Origin of the sequence: Pseudomonas sp. NY15374 (assembly GCF_048068255.1) — a bacterium.
Classification (GTDB): domain Bacteria; phylum Pseudomonadota; class Gammaproteobacteria; order Pseudomonadales; family Pseudomonadaceae; genus Aquipseudomonas; species Aquipseudomonas machongensis.
The window spans coordinates 106,293-126,498 of record NZ_JBLUPZ010000010.1 but is presented as its reverse complement, the minus strand read 5'-3'; the positions used below and the strand labels follow the sequence as shown (position 1 = coordinate 126,498).

18 protein-coding genes are annotated in these 20,206 nt (G+C 63.9%); 3 read left to right on the top strand and 15 right to left on the bottom strand.

The features are described from left to right. Nucleotides 1-757: 757 nt before the first annotated feature. The 11 genes from ACNFHO_RS20450 to ACNFHO_RS20400 all read right to left on the bottom strand — a co-directional run bounded on the left by ACNFHO_RS20450 (nt 758) and on the right by ACNFHO_RS20400 (nt 13,027). Nucleotides 758-2,050, bottom strand: coding sequence for an adenylosuccinate synthase (locus ACNFHO_RS20450; RefSeq protein ID WP_054893188.1), 1,293 nt, complete (start codon nt 2,048-2,050; stop codon nt 758-760). Nucleotides 2,051-2,105: 55 nt separating this feature from the next. Beyond that, nucleotides 2,106-3,293, bottom strand: coding sequence for an ATP phosphoribosyltransferase regulatory subunit (locus ACNFHO_RS20445; protein ID WP_063546403.1), 1,188 nt, complete (start codon nt 3,291-3,293; stop codon nt 2,106-2,108). A 280-nt stretch (nt 3,294-3,573) separates the two neighbouring features. Beyond that, the gene (gene hflC / locus ACNFHO_RS20440; RefSeq protein ID WP_054893186.1) at nt 3,574-4,443 is read right to left on the bottom strand and encodes a protease modulator HflC; all 870 of its coding nucleotides are present in this window, start codon (nt 4,441-4,443) and stop codon (nt 3,574-3,576) included. Then, nucleotides 4,443-5,624 (bottom strand): FtsH protease activity modulator HflK, encoded by a 1,182-nt coding sequence (gene hflK / locus ACNFHO_RS20435; RefSeq protein ID WP_063546405.1) that lies wholly within the window; start codon nt 5,622-5,624, stop codon nt 4,443-4,445. The genes hflC and hflK overlap by 1 nt, the downstream gene beginning before the upstream one ends. A gap of 96 nt (nt 5,625-5,720) precedes the next feature. Further along, nucleotides 5,721-7,022, bottom strand: coding sequence for a ribosome rescue GTPase HflX (gene hflX / locus ACNFHO_RS20430; RefSeq protein ID WP_054893184.1), 1,302 nt, complete (start codon nt 7,020-7,022; stop codon nt 5,721-5,723). A 12-nt stretch (nt 7,023-7,034) separates the two neighbouring features. Further along, complete coding sequence (gene hfq / locus ACNFHO_RS20425; RefSeq protein ID WP_029612777.1) at nt 7,035-7,295, bottom strand: RNA chaperone Hfq; 261 nt, start codon at nt 7,293-7,295, stop codon at nt 7,035-7,037. Nucleotides 7,296-7,388: 93 nt separating this feature from the next. After that, nucleotides 7,389-8,360 (bottom strand): tRNA (adenosine(37)-N6)-dimethylallyltransferase MiaA, encoded by a 972-nt coding sequence (gene miaA / locus ACNFHO_RS20420; protein WP_416767173.1) that lies wholly within the window; start codon nt 8,358-8,360, stop codon nt 7,389-7,391. A 1-nt stretch (nt 8,361) separates the two neighbouring features. Then, the gene (gene mutL / locus ACNFHO_RS20415; protein ID WP_416767172.1) at nt 8,362-10,263 is read right to left on the bottom strand and encodes a DNA mismatch repair endonuclease MutL; all 1,902 of its coding nucleotides are present in this window, start codon (nt 10,261-10,263) and stop codon (nt 8,362-8,364) included. After that, nucleotides 10,260-11,705 (bottom strand): N-acetylmuramoyl-L-alanine amidase, encoded by a 1,446-nt coding sequence (locus ACNFHO_RS20410; protein WP_196759876.1) that lies wholly within the window; start codon nt 11,703-11,705, stop codon nt 10,260-10,262. Before ACNFHO_RS20410 ends, mutL begins: the two co-directional genes overlap by 4 nt. Beyond that, nucleotides 11,706-12,170 (bottom strand): tRNA (adenosine(37)-N6)-threonylcarbamoyltransferase complex ATPase subunit type 1 TsaE, encoded by a 465-nt coding sequence (gene tsaE, locus ACNFHO_RS20405; protein WP_371105594.1) that lies wholly within the window; start codon nt 12,168-12,170, stop codon nt 11,706-11,708. It lies immediately after the preceding gene. After that, a complete protein-coding gene (locus ACNFHO_RS20400; RefSeq protein ID WP_063546900.1) occupies nt 12,167-13,027 on the bottom strand; it encodes an NAD(P)H-hydrate dehydratase in 861 nt (286 codons plus the stop codon). Before ACNFHO_RS20400 ends, tsaE begins: the two co-directional genes overlap by 4 nt. Before the next feature lie 65 nt (nt 13,028-13,092). Here ACNFHO_RS20400 and queG point away from each other — a divergent pair, with 65 nt between their 5' ends. Beyond that, entirely contained in the window at nt 13,093-14,160 is a 1,068-nt protein-coding gene (gene queG / locus ACNFHO_RS20395; protein WP_063546409.1) for a tRNA epoxyqueuosine(34) reductase QueG, read from the top strand. 66 nt (nt 14,161-14,226) lie between these two features. Here queG and ACNFHO_RS20390 read toward each other — a convergent pair whose 3' ends face one another. Both ACNFHO_RS20390 and orn read right to left on the bottom strand, forming a co-directional pair. Next, nucleotides 14,227-14,838, bottom strand: a complete 612-nt coding sequence (locus tag ACNFHO_RS20390; protein ID WP_054893179.1) for a trimeric intracellular cation channel family protein — start codon at nt 14,836-14,838, stop codon at nt 14,227-14,229. A gap of 85 nt (nt 14,839-14,923) precedes the next feature. Continuing rightward, a complete protein-coding gene (orn, locus tag ACNFHO_RS20385; protein ID WP_054893178.1) occupies nt 14,924-15,466 on the bottom strand; it encodes an oligoribonuclease in 543 nt (180 codons plus the stop codon). A 92-nt stretch (nt 15,467-15,558) separates the two neighbouring features. Here orn and rsgA point away from each other — a divergent pair, with 92 nt between their 5' ends. Then, entirely contained in the window at nt 15,559-16,590 is a 1,032-nt protein-coding gene (gene rsgA / locus ACNFHO_RS20380) for a small ribosomal subunit biogenesis GTPase RsgA (protein ID WP_063546413.1), read from the top strand. A 42-nt stretch (nt 16,591-16,632) separates the two neighbouring features. Here the strand turns inward: rsgA and motB are convergent, their stop codons facing one another. Further along, on the bottom strand, nt 16,633-17,658 hold the full coding sequence (motB, locus tag ACNFHO_RS20375; RefSeq protein WP_153774214.1) for a flagellar motor protein MotB: 1,026 nt from the start codon (nt 17,656-17,658) through the stop codon (nt 16,633-16,635). Nucleotides 17,659-17,661: 3 nt separating this feature from the next. Then, nucleotides 17,662-18,513 carry a flagellar motor stator protein MotA gene (gene motA / locus ACNFHO_RS20370; RefSeq protein ID WP_054893175.1) on the bottom strand — a complete coding sequence of 284 codons (852 nt, stop codon included), beginning with the start codon at nt 18,511-18,513 and terminating at the stop codon, nt 17,662-17,664. A 130-nt stretch (nt 18,514-18,643) separates the two neighbouring features. Here motA and ACNFHO_RS20365 point away from each other — a divergent pair, with 130 nt between their 5' ends. Beyond that, nucleotides 18,644-20,179, top strand: coding sequence for an HDOD domain-containing protein (locus ACNFHO_RS20365; protein WP_063546417.1), 1,536 nt, complete (start codon nt 18,644-18,646; stop codon nt 20,177-20,179). Nucleotides 20,180-20,206 lie beyond the last annotated feature (27 nt).

Here is a 20,206-nt window from a genome sequence, read left to right as displayed (position 1 = left end):
GCTCGCCCTGACCCTTTTCCATCAGCGCCTGATTGATCGGGTTCTGGCGGTTGAGGTAACGGGTGAGGTGCTCGCCCTCGGCGTTGTCGTAGATCACGAACAACACGTTGGGATTGCGCTGCGCGCGACGAGCGAAGTCAGATAGGGTGGGGACGTCATTGTCCCAGATCGCCCTCGGTGCCACCGAGGCCAGCAACTCGGCCATATCGTTGGCCGACTCCTTGAGGCTTTGCTCCAGCGTGGTGCGTAGCTGTTGCTGTTCGCTCTGTAATCGCGTGGAAAGCCCCGCGCTCAGGCGTTGCCGGGTACTGGCCGAGAGGCTGTCGAGACCGGAGCGCACATCTTGCCCGGCCTGCTCCAGCTCACCTGCCAGCTTGCGACTGTCAGCGCCCAGGCGTTCGCCCAGGTCGGCCTCCAGCGCAGTGACGGTGCTGCGGGTCAGCACGACGGCGACCACGACTTGCACCAGAAGAGCGATACCAAGTGCAACAAAAACAGGCCGCAGGAGGCGGCTTCGTAACAGAGAGAGGATGGCAGACACGTTTGAACCCCCGTGTTTCTTGCGCCATTACTTTGATGGCATCTACAGAATCTTCTTACAGCAAGGGTCATGCCTGAAGCAGGAGGGAAATACGCCAAGGTCTAGCAGACCGATGCACCGTGGTAGCGGGCTTACCCGCGAAAGACCACTGCAGCCAGGAACAAAAACGCCGCAACCCCTTGCAGGGCTGCGGCGCAGGATCAGCCAGAAGGCAGATCAGGCGAACGGATGACGCAGCACGATGGTCTCGTTGCGGTCCGGGCCGGTGGAGATGATGTCGATCGGGGCACCGACCAGCTCCTCGATGCGCTTGATGTAGTTGCGCGCGGCCTGCGGCAGCTCTTCCAGGGCTTTCACGCCCAGGGTCGACTCGCTCCAGCCTGGCATCTCTTCGTACACCGGCTCCAGGCCGATGTAGCTGTCGGCATCGGAAGGCGCGTCGATCACCGCACCGTTCTCGTTCTTGTAGCCGACGCAGATGTTGATGGTTTCCAGACCGTCCAGCACGTCCAGCTTGGTCAGGCAGATACCCGAGATGCTGTTGACGTCGATGGCACGACGCAGGATCACGGCATCGAACCAGCCGCAGCGACGGGCACGACCGGTGGTGGAGCCGAACTCATGGCCACGCTTGGCCAGGGTAGCACCGGTTTCGTCGAACAGTTCGGTCGGGAACGGACCGGAACCCACGCGGGTGGTGTAGGCCTTGGTGATACCGAGGATGTAGTCCAGGTACATCGGGCCAACGCCGGAACCGGTGGAGATGCCGCCAGCGGTGGTGTTCGAGCTGGTGACGTACGGGTAGGTGCCGTGGTCGATGTCCAGCAGCGAGCCCTGGGCGCCTTCGAACATGATGTCCTTGCCGGCACGGCGCAGGTTGTGCAGTTCGGCGGTGACGTCGAGCATCATCGGCTTGAGCTGCTCGGCATAGGCCATGCACTCGTCGAGGGTCTGCTGGAAGTCGATGGCCGGCTCTTTGTAGTAATTGACCAGCTGGAAGTTGTGGTAGTCCAGCAGCTCACCGAGCTTGGCGGCGAAACGCTCGCGGTGGAACAGGTCACCCACGCGCAGGCCGCGACGGGCGACCTTGTCTTCGTAGGCTGGGCCGATACCACGGCCGGTGGTGCCGATCTTGGCTTCGCCACGGGCCTTTTCGCGGGCCTGGTCCAGCGCCACGTGGTACGACAGGATCAGCGGAGCAGCCGGGCTGATGCGCAGGCGCTCGCGAACCGGTACGCCCTTCTCTTCGAGCTTGGTGATTTCGCGCATCAGGGCGTCCGGCGCGACGACGACGCCGTTGCCGATCAGGCACTGTACGCCTTCTCGCAGGATACCCGACGGGATCAGGTGCAGAACGGTCTTCTCACCGTTGATCACCAGGGTGTGGCCCGCGTTGTGGCCGCCCTGGTAACGCACGACGGCGGCAGCATGTTCGGTCAGCAGATCGACGATCTTGCCTTTGCCCTCATCACCCCACTGGGTGCCCAGGACGACGACATTCTTACCCATAACACTTGTCCTCATTCACGCAACTTGGTTGCCGGCCCATTGCCGGCGAAGAATCTCAATGGGTCAGCGGCAGAACCTGCCAGCGCCCGTCTTGCTGAATCAATTGCCGATCACAATCCGCCTCGAGAGCAGCACTCAGCGGCTGGCCAGGCAGTGCCTGGACCACACGCTGGCCCTCGTTGCGCAACTGGCAGACCTGCTGCCAGAGGGCCGCGTCGCCACTGTCCGGCATCCAGATGCCGCCAGAAGGCAATACGACCTCCGCTCGCCCCAGTGTGACCAGGGTCTTCAAATCCGTGGAGAAACCGGTGGCCGGACGTGCCCGGCCGAAGTCGGCGCCGATGTCATCGTAGCGTCCACCCTGGGCGATCGACTGGCCGACACCGGGTACGAACACCGCGAACACCACGCCGGTGTGATAGTTGTAGCCGCGCAGCTCGCCCAGGTCGAAGTACAGCGGCAGGTCCGGGTAACGCGCCGCCAGGCGATCGGCGATCGCCAGCAGGTCGTCCAGGGCCGCCAGCACGCTGGCCGGAGCTCGGCCCAGGCGGACGCGGGCGTCGGCCAGCACTTCGCGACCACCGCACAGTTCGACCAGGGCACGCAGCATGTTGCCCAGGTCTTTCGGCAGGTCGGCGGTCAGCTCGTGAACTTCATCGACAGCCTTGCGCTGCAGCGCATCGAACAACTGCTGCTCGACCGCGCCCGACAGGCCGGCGGCACGAGCCAGGCCACGGTAGATACCGACGTGCCCCAGATCCATGTGCACATCGGCAACGTCGGTCAGTTGCAAGGTGGTCAGCATCAGGCTGATCACTTCGACGTCGCTGGTCGGACTGGCGTCGCCATACAACTCGGCACCCAACTGGATCGGGCTGCGCGAAGTCGACAACGCACGCGGCTCGGCGTGCAGCACACTGCCGGCGTAGCACAGGCGGCTCGGGCCTTCGCGGCGCAGGGTGTGGGCATCGATGCGCGCCACCTGCGGCGTGAAGTCGGCACGGAAACCCATCAGGCGACCGGACTGCGGGTCGACCACCTTGAAGGTACGCTGATCCAGGTCCTGGCCGGCGCCGGTAAGCAGCGACTCCAGGTACTCGATATGTGGGGTGACGACCAGTTCATAACCCCAACTCTGGAACAGGTCCAACACCTGGCGACGCGCAATCTCGATGCGCGCCGCTTCAGGTGGCAGTACTTCCTCGATGCCATCTGGCAGAAGCCAGCGGTCTACCGTTGCCATTACGCCATTTCCCCTCTGGTCCGGGCGGCCGCCCAACAGGTTAGCCGTCTGTGAAGCAGGCATTGGCGCACAACAGCAGGCAGCACCGATCCCAGCGCCGCCGCCGTGCCAACACCCTCGAAAAACTGCGCGTCCTGTCCAAGTCGTCAAAAAGCCTGGGGCCAATCAACCTTGCAGACGCAAAAAAGCCGGGAATTTCCCGGCTGACTCATCATACACCCCTTTTGATTCGGGATGCACCCCACCGGGCGTTTTAGCTGCCCGGCGGGGGTCTTTCCTGTTACGGCTTGCTCTTGTCCAGGAAGCGGAAGAACTCGTTCTTCGGATCCAGGACCAGCACGTCGCTCTTGCTGGCAAAGCTCTCGCGATAAGCCTGCAGGCTGCGGTAGAACACATAGAAATCAGCGTCCTGGCCGTAGGCCTTGGCATAGATGGCAGCCGATTGGGCATCGCCATCACCACGGGTTTCTTCAGCTTCACGGTAGGCTTCAGCCAGCAGCACACGGCGCTGACGATCGGCATCTGCACGAATACCTTCAGCCAGCTCGTTACCCTTGGCACGGTGCTCGCGCGCTTCACGCTCACGCTCGGTGCTCATGCGGTCGAACACGCTGCGGTTGACTTCCTTCGGTAGGTCGATGGCCTTGACGCGGACGTCGATGACCTCGATCCCCAGCTCCTTGTTGGCCATGCGGTTCAACGAAGCGGTGATGTCGGCCATCAGCGCGTCACGTTCACCGGATACCACCTCATGCAGGGTGCGCTTACCGAACTGGTCACGCAGGCCGCTTTCCAGACGACGCGACAGACGCTCGTCGGCGATCTGCTTCATGCCCGAGGTCGCGGTGTAGAAACGCTCGGCGTCCTTCACCCGCCACTTGGCGTAGGCATCGACCATCACGGCTTTCTTCTCCAGCGTCAGGAAACGCTGGGTCGGGGCGTCGAGGGTCATCAGACGGGCGTCGAACTTGCGCACCTGGTTGACGTACGGAACCTTCACATGCAGGCCCGGCTGGACATCCGCCTGGACCACACGGCCGAACTGCAGCAATACCGCCCGCTCGGTCTGCGACACGATGTAGAAGCAGTTCCAGGCGACGATCGCCAGCACCACGGCGGCAATCAGGGCGAACAGCGATTTATTGCTCATCAGCGGCTCTCCCTAGTGCGCAGCGGCTGTTGTTGCTGTTGCAGGTCCTGTACAGCGCGAGTGGCGGCGTCGTTGACCGACGGCGACACGCTGCTGGACGGCGCTGCAGTGTTGCGGCTGCCTTCGACCATCTTGTCCAGTGGCAGGTAGAGCAGGTTGTTCTGCCCGTCCTTGGTGGCCACCATGACCTTGCTGGTGTTGCTGTACACCTCCTGCATGGTCTCCAGGTACAGACGCTGACGGGTGACGTCCGGCGCCTTGCGGTACTCGGCGACCAGCTTGGTGAAGCGATCGGCCTCACCCTTGGCGCGGGCGATCACTTCATCGCGGTAACCGTTGGCGTCCTCGATGATGCGCTGCGCCTGACCACGGGCCTCAGGCACCACGCCATTGGCGTAGGACTCGGCCTGGTTGCGCGCACGCTGCTCGTCCTCACGGGCGCGGATCACGTCGTCGAAGGCTTCCTGCACTTCACGCGGGGCTGCCGCGCTCTGTACGTTGACCTGGGTGACGGTGATACCGGTGCGGTAGGTGTCGAGGAAGCGCTGCAGGCGTTCGCGGATATCCACGGCCATCTGCTCACGACCTTCGGTCAGCACCTGGTCCATCGAGGTGGAGCCCACGACATGGCGCAGGGCACTGTCGGTGGCGTGCTGCAAGCTTACTTCCGGCTGGTCGACGTTGAGAACGAAGTCCTGCAGGTTGCTGATCTTGTACTGCACGGTCAGCGGCACCTCGACGATGTTCTCGTCCTCGGTGAGCATCTGGCCCTGCTTGGTGTACGCACGCTCACGCGTGACGTTTTCCATGTACTTGCGGTCGATCGGCGGGAAGTAGATGTTCAGGCCCGGCCCCACGGTCTCGTAGTACTTGCCGAAGCGCAGCACCACGGCCTGCTCCTGCTCGTCGACCACGTAGACGGCGCTGTACAGCCAGATTGCCGCCAGAACTGCCAGGCCAATGCCCAGCAAGCCGTAGCCGCCACCCTTGCCGATGTTGCGGTCACCACCGCCACCGCGTTTCTTGCTGCCGCCGAACATGCCGTTCAGGCTGTCCTGCAGCTTGCGGAAGGCCTCGTCGAGATCCGGTGGTCCCTTCTTGTCGCCACCACCACCGCCACCACGGCGGCCGCCCCAGGGATCCTGATTGTTCGAGTTGCCACCCGGCTCGTTCCAAGCCATAGCGCTCTCCATCTGATAAAGCAAAGACGCGCCCACGGCGCGCCGTCCAATGCTACAGAATGCCTGTCACGGCTGCCCGGCGACCTCGACGGGCATTTATTGCAAAGTGTGTTGCTCGATGAACACTTCAGGCTCAAGGCCTGCGCGGCTGATCAGGCGATTGAGCTCGACCCGGGGCAGACGCACGCTCAGCAAGCTGCTGCCCTGTTCATCGTGTTCTTCGCCTTGCACTGCCCCCAGTTCGAAGAATTGCGCGCGCAAGCGTGCAAGTCGCTGTTCCAGGCGCAGGGTTCCGACAAACAGATCATCCCCCAGCAATTCGGCTATCGCCTGCCCCACAAGCTCAAGGCCACGCCCGTCGCGGGCCGAAACCCAGACCCGCTCCGGCTTGCCGTCGGCATCGCGCTGGATCTGCGGCTCGACATCTTCGAGCAGGTCGAGTTTGTTATAGACCTCGAGGATCGGCAAGCCTTCGGCACCGATCTCGCCCAGCACCGCGAGCACCTGTTCGATCTGCTCCATGCGCTCGGGCTCGTGCGCATCGATCACATGCAGCAGCAGATCGGAGTTGCTCGACTCTTCGAGCGTAGCCCGAAAAGCCTCGACCAGCTTGTGCGGCAGGTGGCGAATGAAGCCCACGGTGTCGGCCAGCACGATCGGCCCCAGGTCGTCCAGCTCGAGCCTGCGCAATGTCGGGTCGAGTGTGGCGAACAACTGGTCGGCCGCGTACACCTCCGATTGCGTCAGGGCGTTGAACAGCGTGGACTTGCCGGCGTTGGTATAGCCCACCAGCGACACCGAGGGGATGTCCGCGCGCTTGCGTCCGCGCCGGGCCTGCTCGCGTTGGCTGCGCACCTTCTCCAGACGCGCCTTGATCTGACGCAGGCGCACCCGCAGCAGGCGGCGGTCGGTTTCAAGCTGGGTTTCACCCGGGCCGCGCAGACCGATACCACCTTTCTGTCGCTCAAGGTGGGTCCAGCCGCGCACCAGCCGCGTGCTCATGTGTTCGAGCTGGGCCAGTTCGACCTGCAGCTTGCCTTCGTGAGTTCGCGCCCGTTGGGCGAAGATATCGAGAATCAGACCGGTACGGTCAAGCACGCGGCACTCGAAGACGCGCTCGAGGTTGCGCTCCTGACTGGGCGTGAGGGTGTGATTGAAAATCACCAGGTCGGCTTCTTCGGCCTTGACCAGGTCGCGCAGTTCCTCGACCTTGCCGCTGCCGATCAGAAACTTGGCTGTGGGCTGGTGCCGGGCAACCGTGGCCAGGTGGACGATGTCCGCTCCGGCCGACAGTGCCAGCTCCTGAAACTCCTGCGGGTCTTCGCGCGCCTCAGGGTTCTGACCTTCCAAGTGAACGAGCAACGCCCGCTCACCACCACCGTGGCGCTCAAAGAACAATGCAGGCTCCTATCAGGCGTTGCCTGGCTCGCTGTCGCCGTGCTCGGAATCGGACGGGCTTGGCAGACGAACCGGACGGGCAGGTACGACAGTGGAAATCGCGTGCTTGTAGACCATCTGGCTGACGGTGTTCTTCAGCAGCACGACGAACTGGTCGAAAGATTCGATCTGGCCTTGCAGCTTGATGCCGTTGACCAGGTAGATCGAGACCGGGACCTTTTCTTTTCTCAAGGTGTTCAAGTAAGGGTCTTGTAGCGAATGCCCTTTTGACATATGCCGCACTCCTGTAAGGATCAATAGTAAAAAACTGAAAAAATTCGTTCATTAAGGCCGTCAGTCGCAAGAATAGACGGCAATTGCAGGGACTCAGCTCAATATGGAGACCGATTCCAGGTATTTCAAGGTGCGGGACAGATTGTCGCAGGCCAGGCTGTCCAGCCAGTGTACGTCGGACCAGCTACGCAACCAGGTGAACTGCCGCTTGGCCAGCTGGCGGGTGGCGATGATACCGCGTTCGCGCATCTGCTCGGCTGTCAGTTTGCTGTCCAGATAGTCCCATACCTGCCTGTACCCCACTGCCCGTATAGACGGCAGCCCGACATGCAAGTCACTTCTGGCCCGCAGCTCTCGGACCTCGTCGACGAAGCCCTGTTCCAGCATCTGCGAAAATCGTAGCGCAATTCGCTCATGCAAAATGTGACGATCTGTAGGCGCAATCGCCAGACTGGCGACAGTATAGGGCAAATGTCCGCCCGCGCCTGCGTCTGAACCGCGGGTTTCGGCTGATTGACGCTCGCGGTGGGCGGTCATGCTCTGGCCGCTCACCCGGTATACCTCCAGCGCACGGATCAACCGCTGCGGATCGTTCGGATGAATGCGCGCCGCCGATACCGGGTCGATCTCGGCCAACTGCCGGTGCAGCTCCCCCAGGCCCAGCTCGCGGGCCTGGACCTCGAGTTCGGCGCGAACCTCGGCATCAGCGGGCGGCATGTCGGCCAGGCCGTCCACCAGCGCCTTGTAGTACAGCATGGTGCCGCCGACCAGCAGCGGGATCTTGCCACGCGCAGTGATCTCGGCCATGGCCTGCAGCGCATCGCCACAGAATTGCGCCGCCGAATAGCTCTCGGCCGGGTCGCGGATGTCTACCAGCCGGTGCGGATGGGCAGCCAACACCTCTGGCGAAGGCTTGGCGGTGCCGATGTCCATACCGCGGTAGACCATGGCCGAGTCGACGCTGATCAGCTCGCAAGGCAGGGACTGTGTAAGGGCAATGGCCAGGTCGGTCTTGCCGGCAGCCGTCGGGCCCATGAGAAAAATCGCTGGGGGCTTGCCACTCATGTCATCGACCGCGCAGGAAAAGTTTGTCCAGATCATCCAGGCCCATCTGGGTCCAGGTCGGTCGGCCGTGGTTGCACTGGCCGCTGCGCTCGGTGTTCTCCATGTCACGCAGCAAGGCGTTCATCTCCGGGATCGCCAGGCGTCGGTTGGCACGCACCGCACCGTGGCAGGCCATGGTGCCGAGCAGCTCGTTGATGTGCGCCTGAATGCGGTCGCTGGTGCCGTACTCCATGAGCTCGGCGAGTACATCCTGCACCAGGCGGTTGGCCTCGGCCTGCTTGAGCAACGCGGGGATCTGGCGGATCGCCAGGGTTTCCGGGCCCAGGCGCTGCAGCTCGAAGCCCAGGCGCTGGAAGGTCTGGGCATGTTCCTCGGCGCAGTCGGCCTCACGCTGGCTCACCGCCAGTGACTCGGGCACCAGCAGCGGCTGGCCACTGAGCCCTTCGCTGGCCATCGCCAGCTTCAGGCGCTCGTACATGATCCGCTCATGGGCGGCGTGCATGTCTACCAGCACCAGGCCCACGGCGTTCTCGGCGAGGATGTAGATGCCCTTGAGCTGAGCCAGGGCATAGCCCAGCGGTGGAATGTCACCCTGGCTTTCCGGCAGCGCCACAGGCGGCTGGACGCTGGTCTCCAGCGGGGCGAAGTACTCGCGGTAGACTGCTTGCGCCTCTGCTGCCGGCACCGGCTGCGACGGGCGTGGCGTGTACTGGTACTGGTAGCCTGCGCCCGCACCACCGCTGGAGAATGACGGCTGCTGTTGCGCCTGGGGCTGTTCGAGCACCGAGGAGGCCAGGCGCATCTCGCCCTGGGGGCCGAACTCACCGGCCTGCAGGCCGCTGGGACGCACGATTTCAGTGGTAGCCGCCGGCGCCGCGAGCTGATCCTCGGGGCGCACATCGGCCAGCGCACGGTGCAAGGTGCCGTACAGGAAGTCGTGGACCATCCGCCCTTCACGAAAGCGCACTTCGTGCTTGGTCGGGTGCACGTTGACATCGACACCGGTGGGATCGAGCTCCAGGAACAGCACGAATGTCGGATGCCGGCCGTTGAACAGCACGTCGCGGTAGGCCTGGCGCACCGCGTGGGCGACCAGTTTGTCGCGCACCGCGCGGCCATTGACGAAGAAGTACTGCAGGTCTGCCTGGCTGCGCGAGAAGGTCGGCAAGCCGACCCAGCCCCAAAGGCGCAGGCCATTGCGCTCTACCTCGATCGGCAGCGCCTGCTCGAGGAAGCCAGGCCCGCAGATCGCCCCGACCCGCCGCGCGCGCGACAGCTCGTCGGGCGCCTCATGCAGGCTGAGGATGCTCTTGCCGTTGTGGCGCAGGTGAAAGCCCACATCAAAGCGCGCCAGCGCCAGGCGCCGGATCACTTCCTGCAGATGATCGAATTCGGTTTTCTCGGCCTTGAGGAACTTGCGCCGGGCCGGGGTGTTGAAGAACAGGTCGCGTACTTCGACCGAAGTACCGATGGGGTGCGCCGCCGGCTGAACCCGCGGGAGCATGTCTCGGCCTTCGGTCTCGACCTGCCAGGCTTCGCTGGCATTGGCGGTACGCGAGGTCAGGGTCAGGCGCGCTACCGAACTGATCGACGCAAGTGCCTCGCCACGAAAGCCCAGGCTGAGCACGCCCTCAAGGTCTTCCAGCTCGCGGATCTTGCTGGTTGCGTGGCGCGCCAGCGCCAGAGGCAGGTCGTCCGGGGCGATGCCACTGCCATCGTCACGCACGCGCAGCAGCTTCACGCCGCCCTGTTCGACATCCACGTCGATGCGCCGGGCACCGGAATCCAGGCTGTTCTCCAGCAGCTCCTTGGCCACCGACGCCGGGCGTTCGACCACCTCGCCGGCGGCGATCTGGTTGGCCAGCCGCGGGCTGAGCAGCTGGATTCGCGAATCACCACTCATTGCTGGGACGCCAGGGTGGTGGCCGGGATATCGAGGTGCTGACCGACCTTGAGCTCATCGCTCTTGAGGTTGTTGGTGCTGCGCAGGCTGGCAACGCTGACCTGATAACGCACGGCGATCATCGCCAGCGTCTCGCCCGGGCGCACGCTGTGTTCACGTGGACCCTGGGCGATCTTGCCGGAATCGCGCAACCAGGCGATGTAGGTGCCTGGCGGCGGGTTCTGCTGGAAGAACTGGCGCACACCGCTATGAATCGAGCGGGCCAGCGCCTGCTGGTGACTCTTGGTTGCCAGCTTGTTGGCTTCGTTGGCGTTTGAGATGAAACCGGTCTCGACCAGGATCGACGGAATGTCCGGCGACTTCAGCACCATGAATCCCGCCTGTTCCACGCGCTGCTTGTGCAGCGGCGTGATGCGGCCCATGTTGCCCAGCACTTTCTGGCCCACGTTGAGGCTGGAACTGAGCGTGGCCGTCATCGAGAGGTCGAGCAGCACACCGGCAAGCATGCGGTCCTTGTCATCGAGGCTGACGTTACCGGCACCACCGATAAGGTCGGAGCGGTTCTCGCTGTCGGCCAGCCAGCGCGCGGTCTCGGAGGTAGCGCCACGGTCGGACAGGGCAAATACCGAGGCGCCGAAGGCCGCTTTCGACGGCGCGGCGTCGGCGTGGATGGAGATAAACAGGTCAGCGCCCTTCTTGCGGGCTATCTCAGTGCGCTTGCGCAACGGAATGAAGTAATCGCCGGTCCGGGTCAGTTCGGCGCGATAACCTTTCTCGGTGTTGATCTGGCGCTGAAGCTCGCGCGCGATATCGAGCACGATGTCTTTCTCGTGCTGGCCACGCGAGCCGGAGGCGCCGGGGTCTTCCCCGCCATGGCCGGCGTCGATGGCGACCACGATGTCACGCTTGCCGTTGGGCACCGGCGGCAACTTGATCGCTGGTTGCGCCGGTGTCACCGGTACTGCGGGCGTGGTGGCTGGCGCCTGGGTGACCGGCGGCGGCGTGGGGTTGCTGGCGGCAACCGCATCGGCTTCCTGGTCGTACAGGTCGACCACCAGGCGATTGCCGTACTGGGCGTTGGGTGCAAGGGTGAAGCTTTTGGGCGTGACAGCCTTTTTCAGGTCGACCACCACGCGCAGGTCGGTGGCGGTACGCTGGGCCGAGCGCACGCTGGTGATAGGCGTGTTCGAGGTGGAGACGTTCAATGGCGAGGCGAGCGTCGCACCATTGATGTCGATGACCAGGCGATCAGGCGCGCTGAGCGTGAAGACGCTGTGCTGCACCGGGCCCGACAGATCGAAGACCAGGCGAGTGTTGTCCGGCGCGCGCCACAGGCGCATGCTCTTGACTTGTGTGACGGCCAGAGCGTCAACGGTCACCGCTGTCAGCAGCAGTCCAACGACGGCGACCAGTGCGCGAATGCGCAGCATACCTTTCCCCACTTACGATTTGTTTTCGGCAGCCAGAGCGGCACACCAGGCTTCACCGCGAGCCCCCTGCGGCGACAGGTTCAGCGAGCGGCCGCCCGCCTGGGGGCTTATGGTAATGGTCAGGTCGGGCTTTGGCAAAACGCCCGCGCCCTTCTGCGGCCATTCGAAAAGACACAGCGGATCGCCTTCGAAATAATCGCGAATTCCCATGAACTCTAGCTCTTCCGGGTCGACCAGGCGGTAAAGATCGAAATGGAAGGCGCGGATATCGCCTATTTCATAAGGTTCGACCACGGTGAAGGTCGGGCTTTTTACTGCGCCAGTGTGACCCAATCCACGGATCAGGCCTCGCGACAAGGTGGTCTTGCCGGCGCCCAGATCGCCTTCCAGAAAGATCACGCCATGGCCGCCGGTGACCTTGGCGAGCGCTGCGCCGAACGCAACGGTAGCCGGCTCGTCGGCCAGAAACAGGGTTATGCCTGACACGCTGAATGCTCCTCCAACAATTCTCGAATGACCGGAGCCAGATCGCTGGCCGCCAGACCTCTGCCCTGCGCGCCCAGGCGTTCGCCAGCGCAGGCGTGTAACCAGACGCCCAGGCCCGCCGCCTGCCAGGCGTCCAGGCCCTGGGCGAGCAACGCGGCCAGCACGCCGGTCAGCACATCACCCAGGCCGGCACCGGCCATGGCCGGGTGGCCTCGTTCGCACAGCCGCAACTGGCCGCTCGGGTCGGCGACCAGGGTTCCGGCGCCCTTGAGCACGCAGACACTGTCGTAGCGACGCGCCAGTTTACGTGCAGCCCCGGGCCGGTCGGCCTGCACGGCCTCGGTGGAAACGCCCAGCAAGCGCGCGGCCTCCCCAGGATGCGGGGTCAGGATGCTGCCGCCCGGCAAGGCCAGGGGCGTGCGCGCCAGCAGGTTGAGCGCATCGGCGTCCCAGACCTGCGGCAGGTGCGCATTGGCGACTGCCGACAGCAGGCTGCGGCCCCAGGCCGCCTGGCCAAGACCAGGCCCGACCACCAACACCGAAGCGCGCTCCAGCACCGCCATCAACTGGTTGGCCGAACTGACGCCCAGGCACATGGTTTCCGGCAGGCGGCTGAGGCTCGCGCCCACATGCTCGGGGCGTGTCGCCACGCTGACCAGCCCGGCACCACAGCGCAGCGCGGCCTCGGCACTGAGCAGCACGGCGCCGCCGGTACCCAAGTCGCCGCCAACCACCAGCACATGGCCAAAATCGCCCTTGTGGGCAGTTGCTGGCCGCGCAGGCAGGTGCGCGACGGTCACGCTGCTGAGCGTTTGCGGGGTATTGGCGTGGTGTTTGGTCTGAGGCATGGGGTCAAAGGCTCCGATGTCTGGCAGAATTATACGCACCTGAGCCTGCAATGCCTTGTCCATCCATGTCCGCCTCCTCTCTAGACCTTCCAGTACTGGCCCAATCGATCAAGGATTGGGGTCGCGAACTCGGTTTTGCCCACGTGGGCATCGCCGATGTCGAGCTTGGCGAGCATGAACAGCACTTGCAGCGCTGGCTTGAAGCCGGCCATCACGGCGAGATGGACTATATGGCAGCGCACGGCACGAAACGTTCGCGCCCTGCCGAACTGATCCCCGGCACCTTGCGGGTGGTTTCGCTGCGCATGGACTATCTGCCCGGCGATACGCAGATGGCCCAGCGCCTGGCTCAACCGGAAAAAGCCTATATCTCTCGCTACGCACTGGGCCGCGACTACCACAAGCTGGTGCGCAAGCGCGTGCAGCACCTGGCCGACCGCATCCAGGAAACCATCGGCCCCTTCGGCTACCGCGCTTTCGTCGACAGCGCTCCGGTACTGGAAAAGGCCATCGCCCAACAGGCCGGGCTCGGCTGGATCGGCAAGAACACCCTGCTGCTCAACCGTAAGGCGGGCAGCTACTTCTTCCTCGCCGAGCTGTTTGTCGATCTGCCACTGCCCGCCGACGAAGCCCAGACCAGCGAGCATTGCGGGCGCTGCCAGGCGTGCCTGGACATCTGCCCCACCGCGGCCTTCGTCGGGCCCTACCAGCTCGATGCGCGGCGCTGCATCTCGTACCTCACCATCGAGCTCAAGGGCGCGATCCCGCTGGAGCTGCGACCTCTGATAGGCAACCGGGTGTTCGGTTGCGACGACTGCCAGATCGTCTGCCCCTGGAACCGCTTCGCCAAATCGACCGGCGAGGACGACTTCAAGCCGCGCCACGGGCTGGACAACGCCGAGCTGGCGGCACTGTTCCTGTGGGACGAAAAGACCTTTCTCAGCCGCACCGAAGGCTCGCCGCTACGTCGCGCCGGTTACGAGCGCTGGCTGCGCAACCTGGCGGTCGGGCTGGGCAATGCACCTTCGACGATCGCCGTGCTCGAGGCCCTGAAAGCGCGGCGCGAGCATCCTTCGGCATTGGTCAGGGACCACGTGGAGTGGGCGTTGGCGCGGCACGAGGCGGCGGGCTGACAGGAACAGTACGACCTTTTCGCGCTCCGACTTGCCCGCGAAAAGGCCGCATTCGATCCCGAAGACTCAATGCTCGTCGTTGTAGTGGAACTTGGGCATTTCCCAGTGAAAGCGGATGGCCAGCAAACGCAAGAGGAAGCCGCCAAACAGCGTCAGCAGCATCGCCTGCTCGGCCGGCACCTTGAAGTACACGCAACCCAGATAGAACCAGGCCGCAGCGAACGACACGCTGGCATACAGCTCCCGACGAAACACCAGCGGAATGTCGTTGCAGAAGATATCGCGCAAGATCCCGCCGAACACACCGGTGATCACCCCGCTGATCGACGCCACCAGCATCCCCTGGCCCATTTCCAGTGCAGTCATGCAGCCGATCAAGGTGAAGGCCACCAATCCGAGGGCGTCGAGGACCAGGAACAGCGAGCGCAGGTGACGCATCAGCGGCGCGATGAAGATCGTCAGCAATGCGGCGAAACTGGTCAGCACCAGGTATTCGGGGTGCTTCACCCAGGTCAGCGGGTAGTGCCCGAGCAGTACGTCGCGCACCGAGCCGCCACCCAGGGCGGTGATGCAGGCGATCAGTACCACGCCGAACCAGTCCATGCCGCGCCGGCCAGCGGACAAGGCGCCAGTCATGGCTTCGGCAGTGATGGCGATGAGGTAGAGCATCAACAGCATGGCGCAGATCCGTGCGAGAAAAGGCGCGCAGTCTACTCAGTCGCGCGTGGCACCAAAAGGGGGCGTATGCACGCCCCCTGATTCATCAGACCTTGATGAAATGCTCGCGGTAGTGACGCAGCTCGGCGATCGACTCGCGGATGTCATCCAGTGCCAGGTGGGTGCTGCCTTTCTTGAAGCTGTCGCGCACGTCCGGCGCCCAGCGCGCAGCGAGCTCCTTGAGTGTGGAGACATCGAGGTTGCGGTAGTGGAAGTAGCCTTCCAGCGCGCGCATGTGACGATAGAGGAAGCGGCGGTCCTGACAGATGCTGTTGCCGCAGATGGGTGACTTGCCCTTTGGTACCCACTGCTCGAGAAAGGCGATGGTCTGGGCTTCAGCTTCGGCCATGTCGATACGGCTTTCGCGCACGCGCTGGGTCAGGCCCGAGGCGCCATGGGTGCGGGTGTTCCACTCGTCCATGCGCGCCAGGACTTCGTCGCTGTGATGAATGGCGATCACCGGGCCTTCGGCCAGGGTGTTCAGCTCGCTGTCGGTGACGATAGTGGCCATCTCGATGATGACGTCGTTGTCCGGATCCAGGCCGGTCATCTCCAGATCGATCCAGATCAGGTTCTGTGGGTTGTGCATGAATGAGCTCCTCGAATAGGCCAACATATTAGCCTAGTGGAGCGTGCTAAACTGCCTGCCGTTTTCTTTTGCCCCGCCAACACGGAACCTCCATGGCCAAACGCCAGCTCAACCGCCGCCAGAACTGGCGCATCGAAAAGATCCAGGGTGAACGCGCCGCCCGCGCCGCCAAACGCGAGCAGCACGCCCTGCAAGAGCTCGAAGGCGGCGACCTGGGGCCCGAACAACTGGGCCTGGTGATCGCCCACTTCGGCGTCACGGTCGAGGTCGAGGCCCAGGACGGCGACGTCGCAGGCCAGGTGTTCCGCTGCCACTTGCGCGCCAACCTGCCTGCCCTGGTCACAGGCGACAAGGTGGTCTGGCGGGCCGGCAACCAGGGCAACGGTGTGATCGTCGCGCAGATGCCGCGCAGCACCGAGCTGTGCCGGCCGAACAACCACGGCCAGCTCAAGCCGGTCGCGGCCAACGTCGACCTGATCGTGATCGTCTTCGCCCCAGCACCCGAGCCCCAGGCCAATCTCATCGACCGCTACCTGGTTGCTGCCGAGCACGCTGGCATCCGCCCGCTGCTGTTGCTGAACAAGGCCGACCTGATCAACGACGACAACGCAGCGACGCTCAATGCGCTGCTGGCGGTGTACCGCGATCTCGGTTACCCGCTGCTGGAAGTGTCCGCACACCACGGCGATGGCATGCAGCGCCTGCAGCAGACACTGGACGAGCACATCAGCGTGTTCGTCGGGCAGTCGGGTGTGGGCAAGTCGTCGCTGGTCAACAGCCTGCTGCCGCAAGCGCAAACGCGGGTGGGCGATCTGTCGGAGTGGTCGGGCCAGGGTACCCACACCACCACCACCGCACGGCTCTACCACTTCCCCAACGGCGGCGACCTGATCGACTCCCCCGGTATCCGCGAGTTTGGCTTGGCGCATGTCAGCCGTGACGATGTGGAAGCGGGCTTCATCGAGTTCCGCGACCTGCTCGGCAACTGTCGCTTCCGCGACTGCAAGCATGACCGCGAGCCCGGCTGCGCGTTGCTCAAAGGGCTGGAGGAAGGGCGTATCTCGGCGCAGCGGATGCACAGCTACCGCTCGATCGTGGCAAGCCTGACGCAAGACACCTACTGAAGATGCAGGAGCGGCGTTGCGCCGCTCCTGCAGATGACGGCCTCAGTTTTCCTTGGGCTCGTCCATCTTCAGCACGCCATCCTCGAAGATGTTCAGCTTCTGGCGCAGCTCGCGCGGCTGCATCGGCGTCGAGCCATCGGCCGGCGCGGCGGAGGCACCAGGGGCTCCTGGCGCCGCATCGGCAGGCGGGGTTGGGTTGGCCGGTGCCTCAGGTGCACCCTGCTCGCCCTCGATATCCCGCTGCGCTTTTTTGGTCAGCACGATGATGTCGATCCGGCGGTTGACCGGGTTGAACGGGTTTTCGCGGTCGAACAGCGACGACGAGGCGTAACCCACCACTCGCGCCACCTGGCCATCCGGATAACCACCCGCCACCAGCGCACGTCGCGCGGCGTTGGCACGGTTGGCCGACAGCTCCCAGTTGCCGAAATCACCGGTACCGGCATAAGGCTTGGCATCGGTGTGGCCGCTGACGCTGATCTTGTTCGGCACGGCCTTGATGGTGTCGGCCATCGCCAGCAGGATGTCTTCGAAGTAGGGCTTCAGGCGCGCACTGCCGAGGTCGAACATCGGCCGGTTCTCGGCATCCATGATCTGGATGCGCAGGCCGTCCTGGGTGATCTCGAACAGGATCTGGTCCTTGAACTTCTGCAGTTGCGGATTTTCCTCGACCTTGTTCTGCAGCTCCTGCAGCAGCAGTTGCAGCCGCTCCTGCTCGACCTGGTCGGCCATGGTCTCGATCCGGTCCTTGTCCATCTGCACGCTGGTGTCAGGCGTCGGCTCGGACTTCTCCTCCGGGTTGATGGTCTTTTCCGGGGCCAGCTGCGGCGAGCCGCCCAGGTCGATGACGTAGGGCGTACCGCTCTCGGAGAAGCCGATCGGATCCTTGAAGTAGCCGGCGATGGCGATCTTCTGCTCCGGGGTGGCCGTGGACAGCAACCACAGCACCAGGAAGAACGCCATCATCGCCGTGGCGAAGTCGGCGAAGGCGATCTTCCAGGAGCCGCCATGGTGGCCGTCGCCGTAGCGCTTGACGCGCTTGACGATGATGGGCTGATTGTTCTCCATGGCTTAGCGACCGCGAACCGCTTGTTCCAGTTCGGCAAAGCTCGGACGGTGCGCCGGGTACAGCACCTTGCGCCCGAACTCGACGGCCAGCGACGGCGGCATGCCGGACGCCGAGGCCACCAGCGAAGCCTTGATCGCCTCGTAGACGTTCAGTTCTTCCTTGGCGTCGTGGCGCAGGCAGTTGGCCAGCGGGCCGAAGAAACCATAGGCCGCGAGAATACCGAAGAAGGTCCCGACCAGCGCAGCACCGACGTGCAGGCCGATGGATTTCTGGTCGCCATCGCCCAGCGAGGCCATGGTCACCACGATGCCCAGTACCGCCGCCACGATACCGAAGCCGGGCATGGCGTCGGCAACGCTGGTCACCGCATGGGACGGGTGCTCGAGGTCTTCCTTCAGGCTCAGCAGCTCCATGTCGAACAGGCCTTCGAGCTCATGGGGCGCCATGTTGCCGGTCGACATGATGCGCAGGTAGTCGCAGACGAACGCGGTCATCCGCGCATCGCCCATGACTGCAGGGTACTTGGCGAAGATCGGGCTGGCCGCGGGATCCTCGATGTCACCCTCGATGGCCATCATGCCCTCGCGGCGACTCTTGTTGAGAATCTCGTAGATCAGGCCCAACACTTCCAGATAGAAGGTATGGGTGAAGCGGCTGCCAAACATCTTCAGCGACTTCTTCATGACGTGCATGGTCATGTAGCCAGGGTTGGCCTGGAGAAACGCGCCAAAGGCCGCACCGCCGATGATCAGCACTTCGAACGGCTGGATCAGCGCCGCGATCTTGCCGTGGGAGAGGACGTATCCGCCGAGGACACTCGCGAATACGACGATGATGCCGATAATTTTAGCCATAGATTGGAAGCACTTGCTGTCGTGGTCAGGGTCAGGGGCGGAAGCTTGGAAACTCTTCTTCTCCTTATCGGCAGAACTGCGCCAGACTATAGCCACTCAATGCGAAAAGCCAGTTTGGACTGATGTCAAAATGCCAATCGAAACCAAGGTGCCAGCGCAGATCCCCTCCTCTCTAGACGCCTGGGTAAGGCTGCTCGATGGCATCCGCGTGCCGGTGCCCAAAGAGAGTCATGACCGGGTTCTGGCGGCCATCAACGACAATCGCCGCTCGCTGCGCGACATCGCCGAACTGATGCAGGACAGCCCGTCGCTGGTGCTGTGCGTGATGCGCGAAGCCAATCACCCGAACCACGCCAGCCAGGCCGAGCCCGCCGAAAGCCTGGAAATCGCCCTGAACCGTCTGGGCCTGAGCCGCATCCTGCAACTGATGGGACGCCTGCCATCGATACCGGGAGACGACATTCCGCCGGTGCTGCGCCAATTCCTGCTGATCAGCCAGCACGCCACCCAGCAAGCCAACGGCCTGTTCGCCAGCCGCCTGGCGCGCCTGTGGCAGGAAATCCACTGGGGCAGCCTGCTGTTCCTCTCGCCACTGTGGGCACTGGCCCTGGCTTACCCCAAGCTGCTCGACACCTGGGAACTGCGGGTCATTCACAAGGGTGAAGAGGCTTCAGAGGTGGAGCATGCACTGTTCGGCGTGCGCATCATGGAGTTGTGCCGCGCCGTCGCCACGCACTGGCGCCTGCCGGAATGGGTCACCCAGGGTTATCGCCTGCTGCTCGAAGAACGCGAACAACTGGCCCAGGTACTGAACATCGCCCGCGAGCCTGACGAGTTGAGCAAGCAGCATCGACTGGACGAAGAGCCCGGGCTGCGCCGCTGGTTCAACCAGCCGGCCAATACCGTGCTGCTGGCCAACGGCCTGGCGCTGTCGGCGCAGGTCGGCTGGGACAACCCGCACTTGCTGCGCTGGCAACTGCTCACCGCCATGTACCTGCAAACCACGCTGGATGATGTGCAACAGCAAGTGCACCAGCAAGCAGCGGCCAGCGCGCGCCACCATGCCCGGCATGCACTGTTCCACCCGGCCGAGGCGCTGATCTGGCCCTGGCAGCAGCGGCGCCCGCACCCAGACATGCTCACCCCACCACCGCCACCTGCCCAGGACCTGCAACGCTGGCGCACGCTGTGCGGCGACCTGCTGGCCCAGCCCAGCCCGTTCACCAACACCGTGCACCTGGCCACCCAGGCGCGCGAGGCACTGCTGGCTTGCGGCATGCAGCGGGTGCTGTTGCTGCTGCTCGACAAACCCAATGACTGCCTGCGCGTACAGCAGAGCGCCGGGTTGCCGCGCGAAGCCTCAGCGCTGACATTGGCAGCAGGCCAGAGCAAGCTGCTGCAAAAACTGCTGAGCAAAGCCTCGCAACTGCGCCTGACGCCCGACAATCATGCCCAGTTTTCCGCCCTACTGCCCGCACCGCTGCGTGCGTTGTTCCCCAGCGAGCACTTGCTGTTGCGCTCGCTGGCCGTGAACGACCAGGTATTGATGCTGGCGATCGCCGACCAGGGCGGCAGGCCGCTTGCGGACGTGAGCGTGCAGGCCTTCGGAAAAACCGCACAATGTATCGAGCGCGCGCTGGCCAGCTTCGCCAACCGCAATGCCTGAACCTTGCGCTACAATCGCACCTCCCTT

Bases quoted from the DNA above. Each gene is read 5' to 3' on its own strand.
- mutL (WP_416767172.1), bottom strand. From the start codon at position 10,263: ATGAGTGGTGATTCGCGAATCCAGCTGCTCAGCCCGCGGCTGGCCAAC.
- rsgA (WP_063546413.1), top strand. From the start codon at position 15,559: ATGGCCAAACGCCAGCTCAACCGCCGCCAGAACTGGCGCATCGAAAAG.
- hflK (WP_063546405.1), bottom strand. From the start codon at position 5,624: ATGGCTTGGAACGAGCCGGGTGGCAACTCGAACAATCAGGATCCCTGG.
- hfq (WP_029612777.1), bottom strand. From the start codon at position 7,295: ATGTCAAAAGGGCATTCGCTACAAGACCCTTACTTGAACACCTTGAGA.
- queG (WP_063546409.1), top strand. From the start codon at position 13,093: ATGTCCGCCTCCTCTCTAGACCTTCCAGTACTGGCCCAATCGATCAAG.
- ACNFHO_RS20450 (WP_054893188.1), bottom strand. From the start codon at position 2,050: ATGGGTAAGAATGTCGTCGTCCTGGGCACCCAGTGGGGTGATGAGGGC.
- motB (WP_153774214.1), bottom strand. From the start codon at position 17,658: ATGGAGAACAATCAGCCCATCATCGTCAAGCGCGTCAAGCGCTACGGC.
- ACNFHO_RS20365 (WP_063546417.1), top strand. From the start codon at position 18,644: ATGCCAATCGAAACCAAGGTGCCAGCGCAGATCCCCTCCTCTCTAGAC.
- motA (WP_054893175.1), bottom strand. From the start codon at position 18,513: ATGGCTAAAATTATCGGCATCATCGTCGTATTCGCGAGTGTCCTCGGC.
- ACNFHO_RS20445 (WP_063546403.1), bottom strand. From the start codon at position 3,293: ATGGCAACGGTAGACCGCTGGCTTCTGCCAGATGGCATCGAGGAAGTA.
- hflC (WP_054893186.1), bottom strand. From the start codon at position 4,443: ATGAGCAATAAATCGCTGTTCGCCCTGATTGCCGCCGTGGTGCTGGCG.
- orn (WP_054893178.1), bottom strand. From the start codon at position 15,466: ATGCACAACCCACAGAACCTGATCTGGATCGATCTGGAGATGACCGGC.
- miaA (WP_416767173.1), bottom strand. From the start codon at position 8,360: ATGAGTGGCAAGCCCCCAGCGATTTTTCTCATGGGCCCGACGGCTGCC.
- ACNFHO_RS20390 (WP_054893179.1), bottom strand. From the start codon at position 14,838: ATGCTGTTGATGCTCTACCTCATCGCCATCACTGCCGAAGCCATGACT.
- ACNFHO_RS20400 (WP_063546900.1), bottom strand. From the start codon at position 13,027: ATGCCTCAGACCAAACACCACGCCAATACCCCGCAAACGCTCAGCAGC.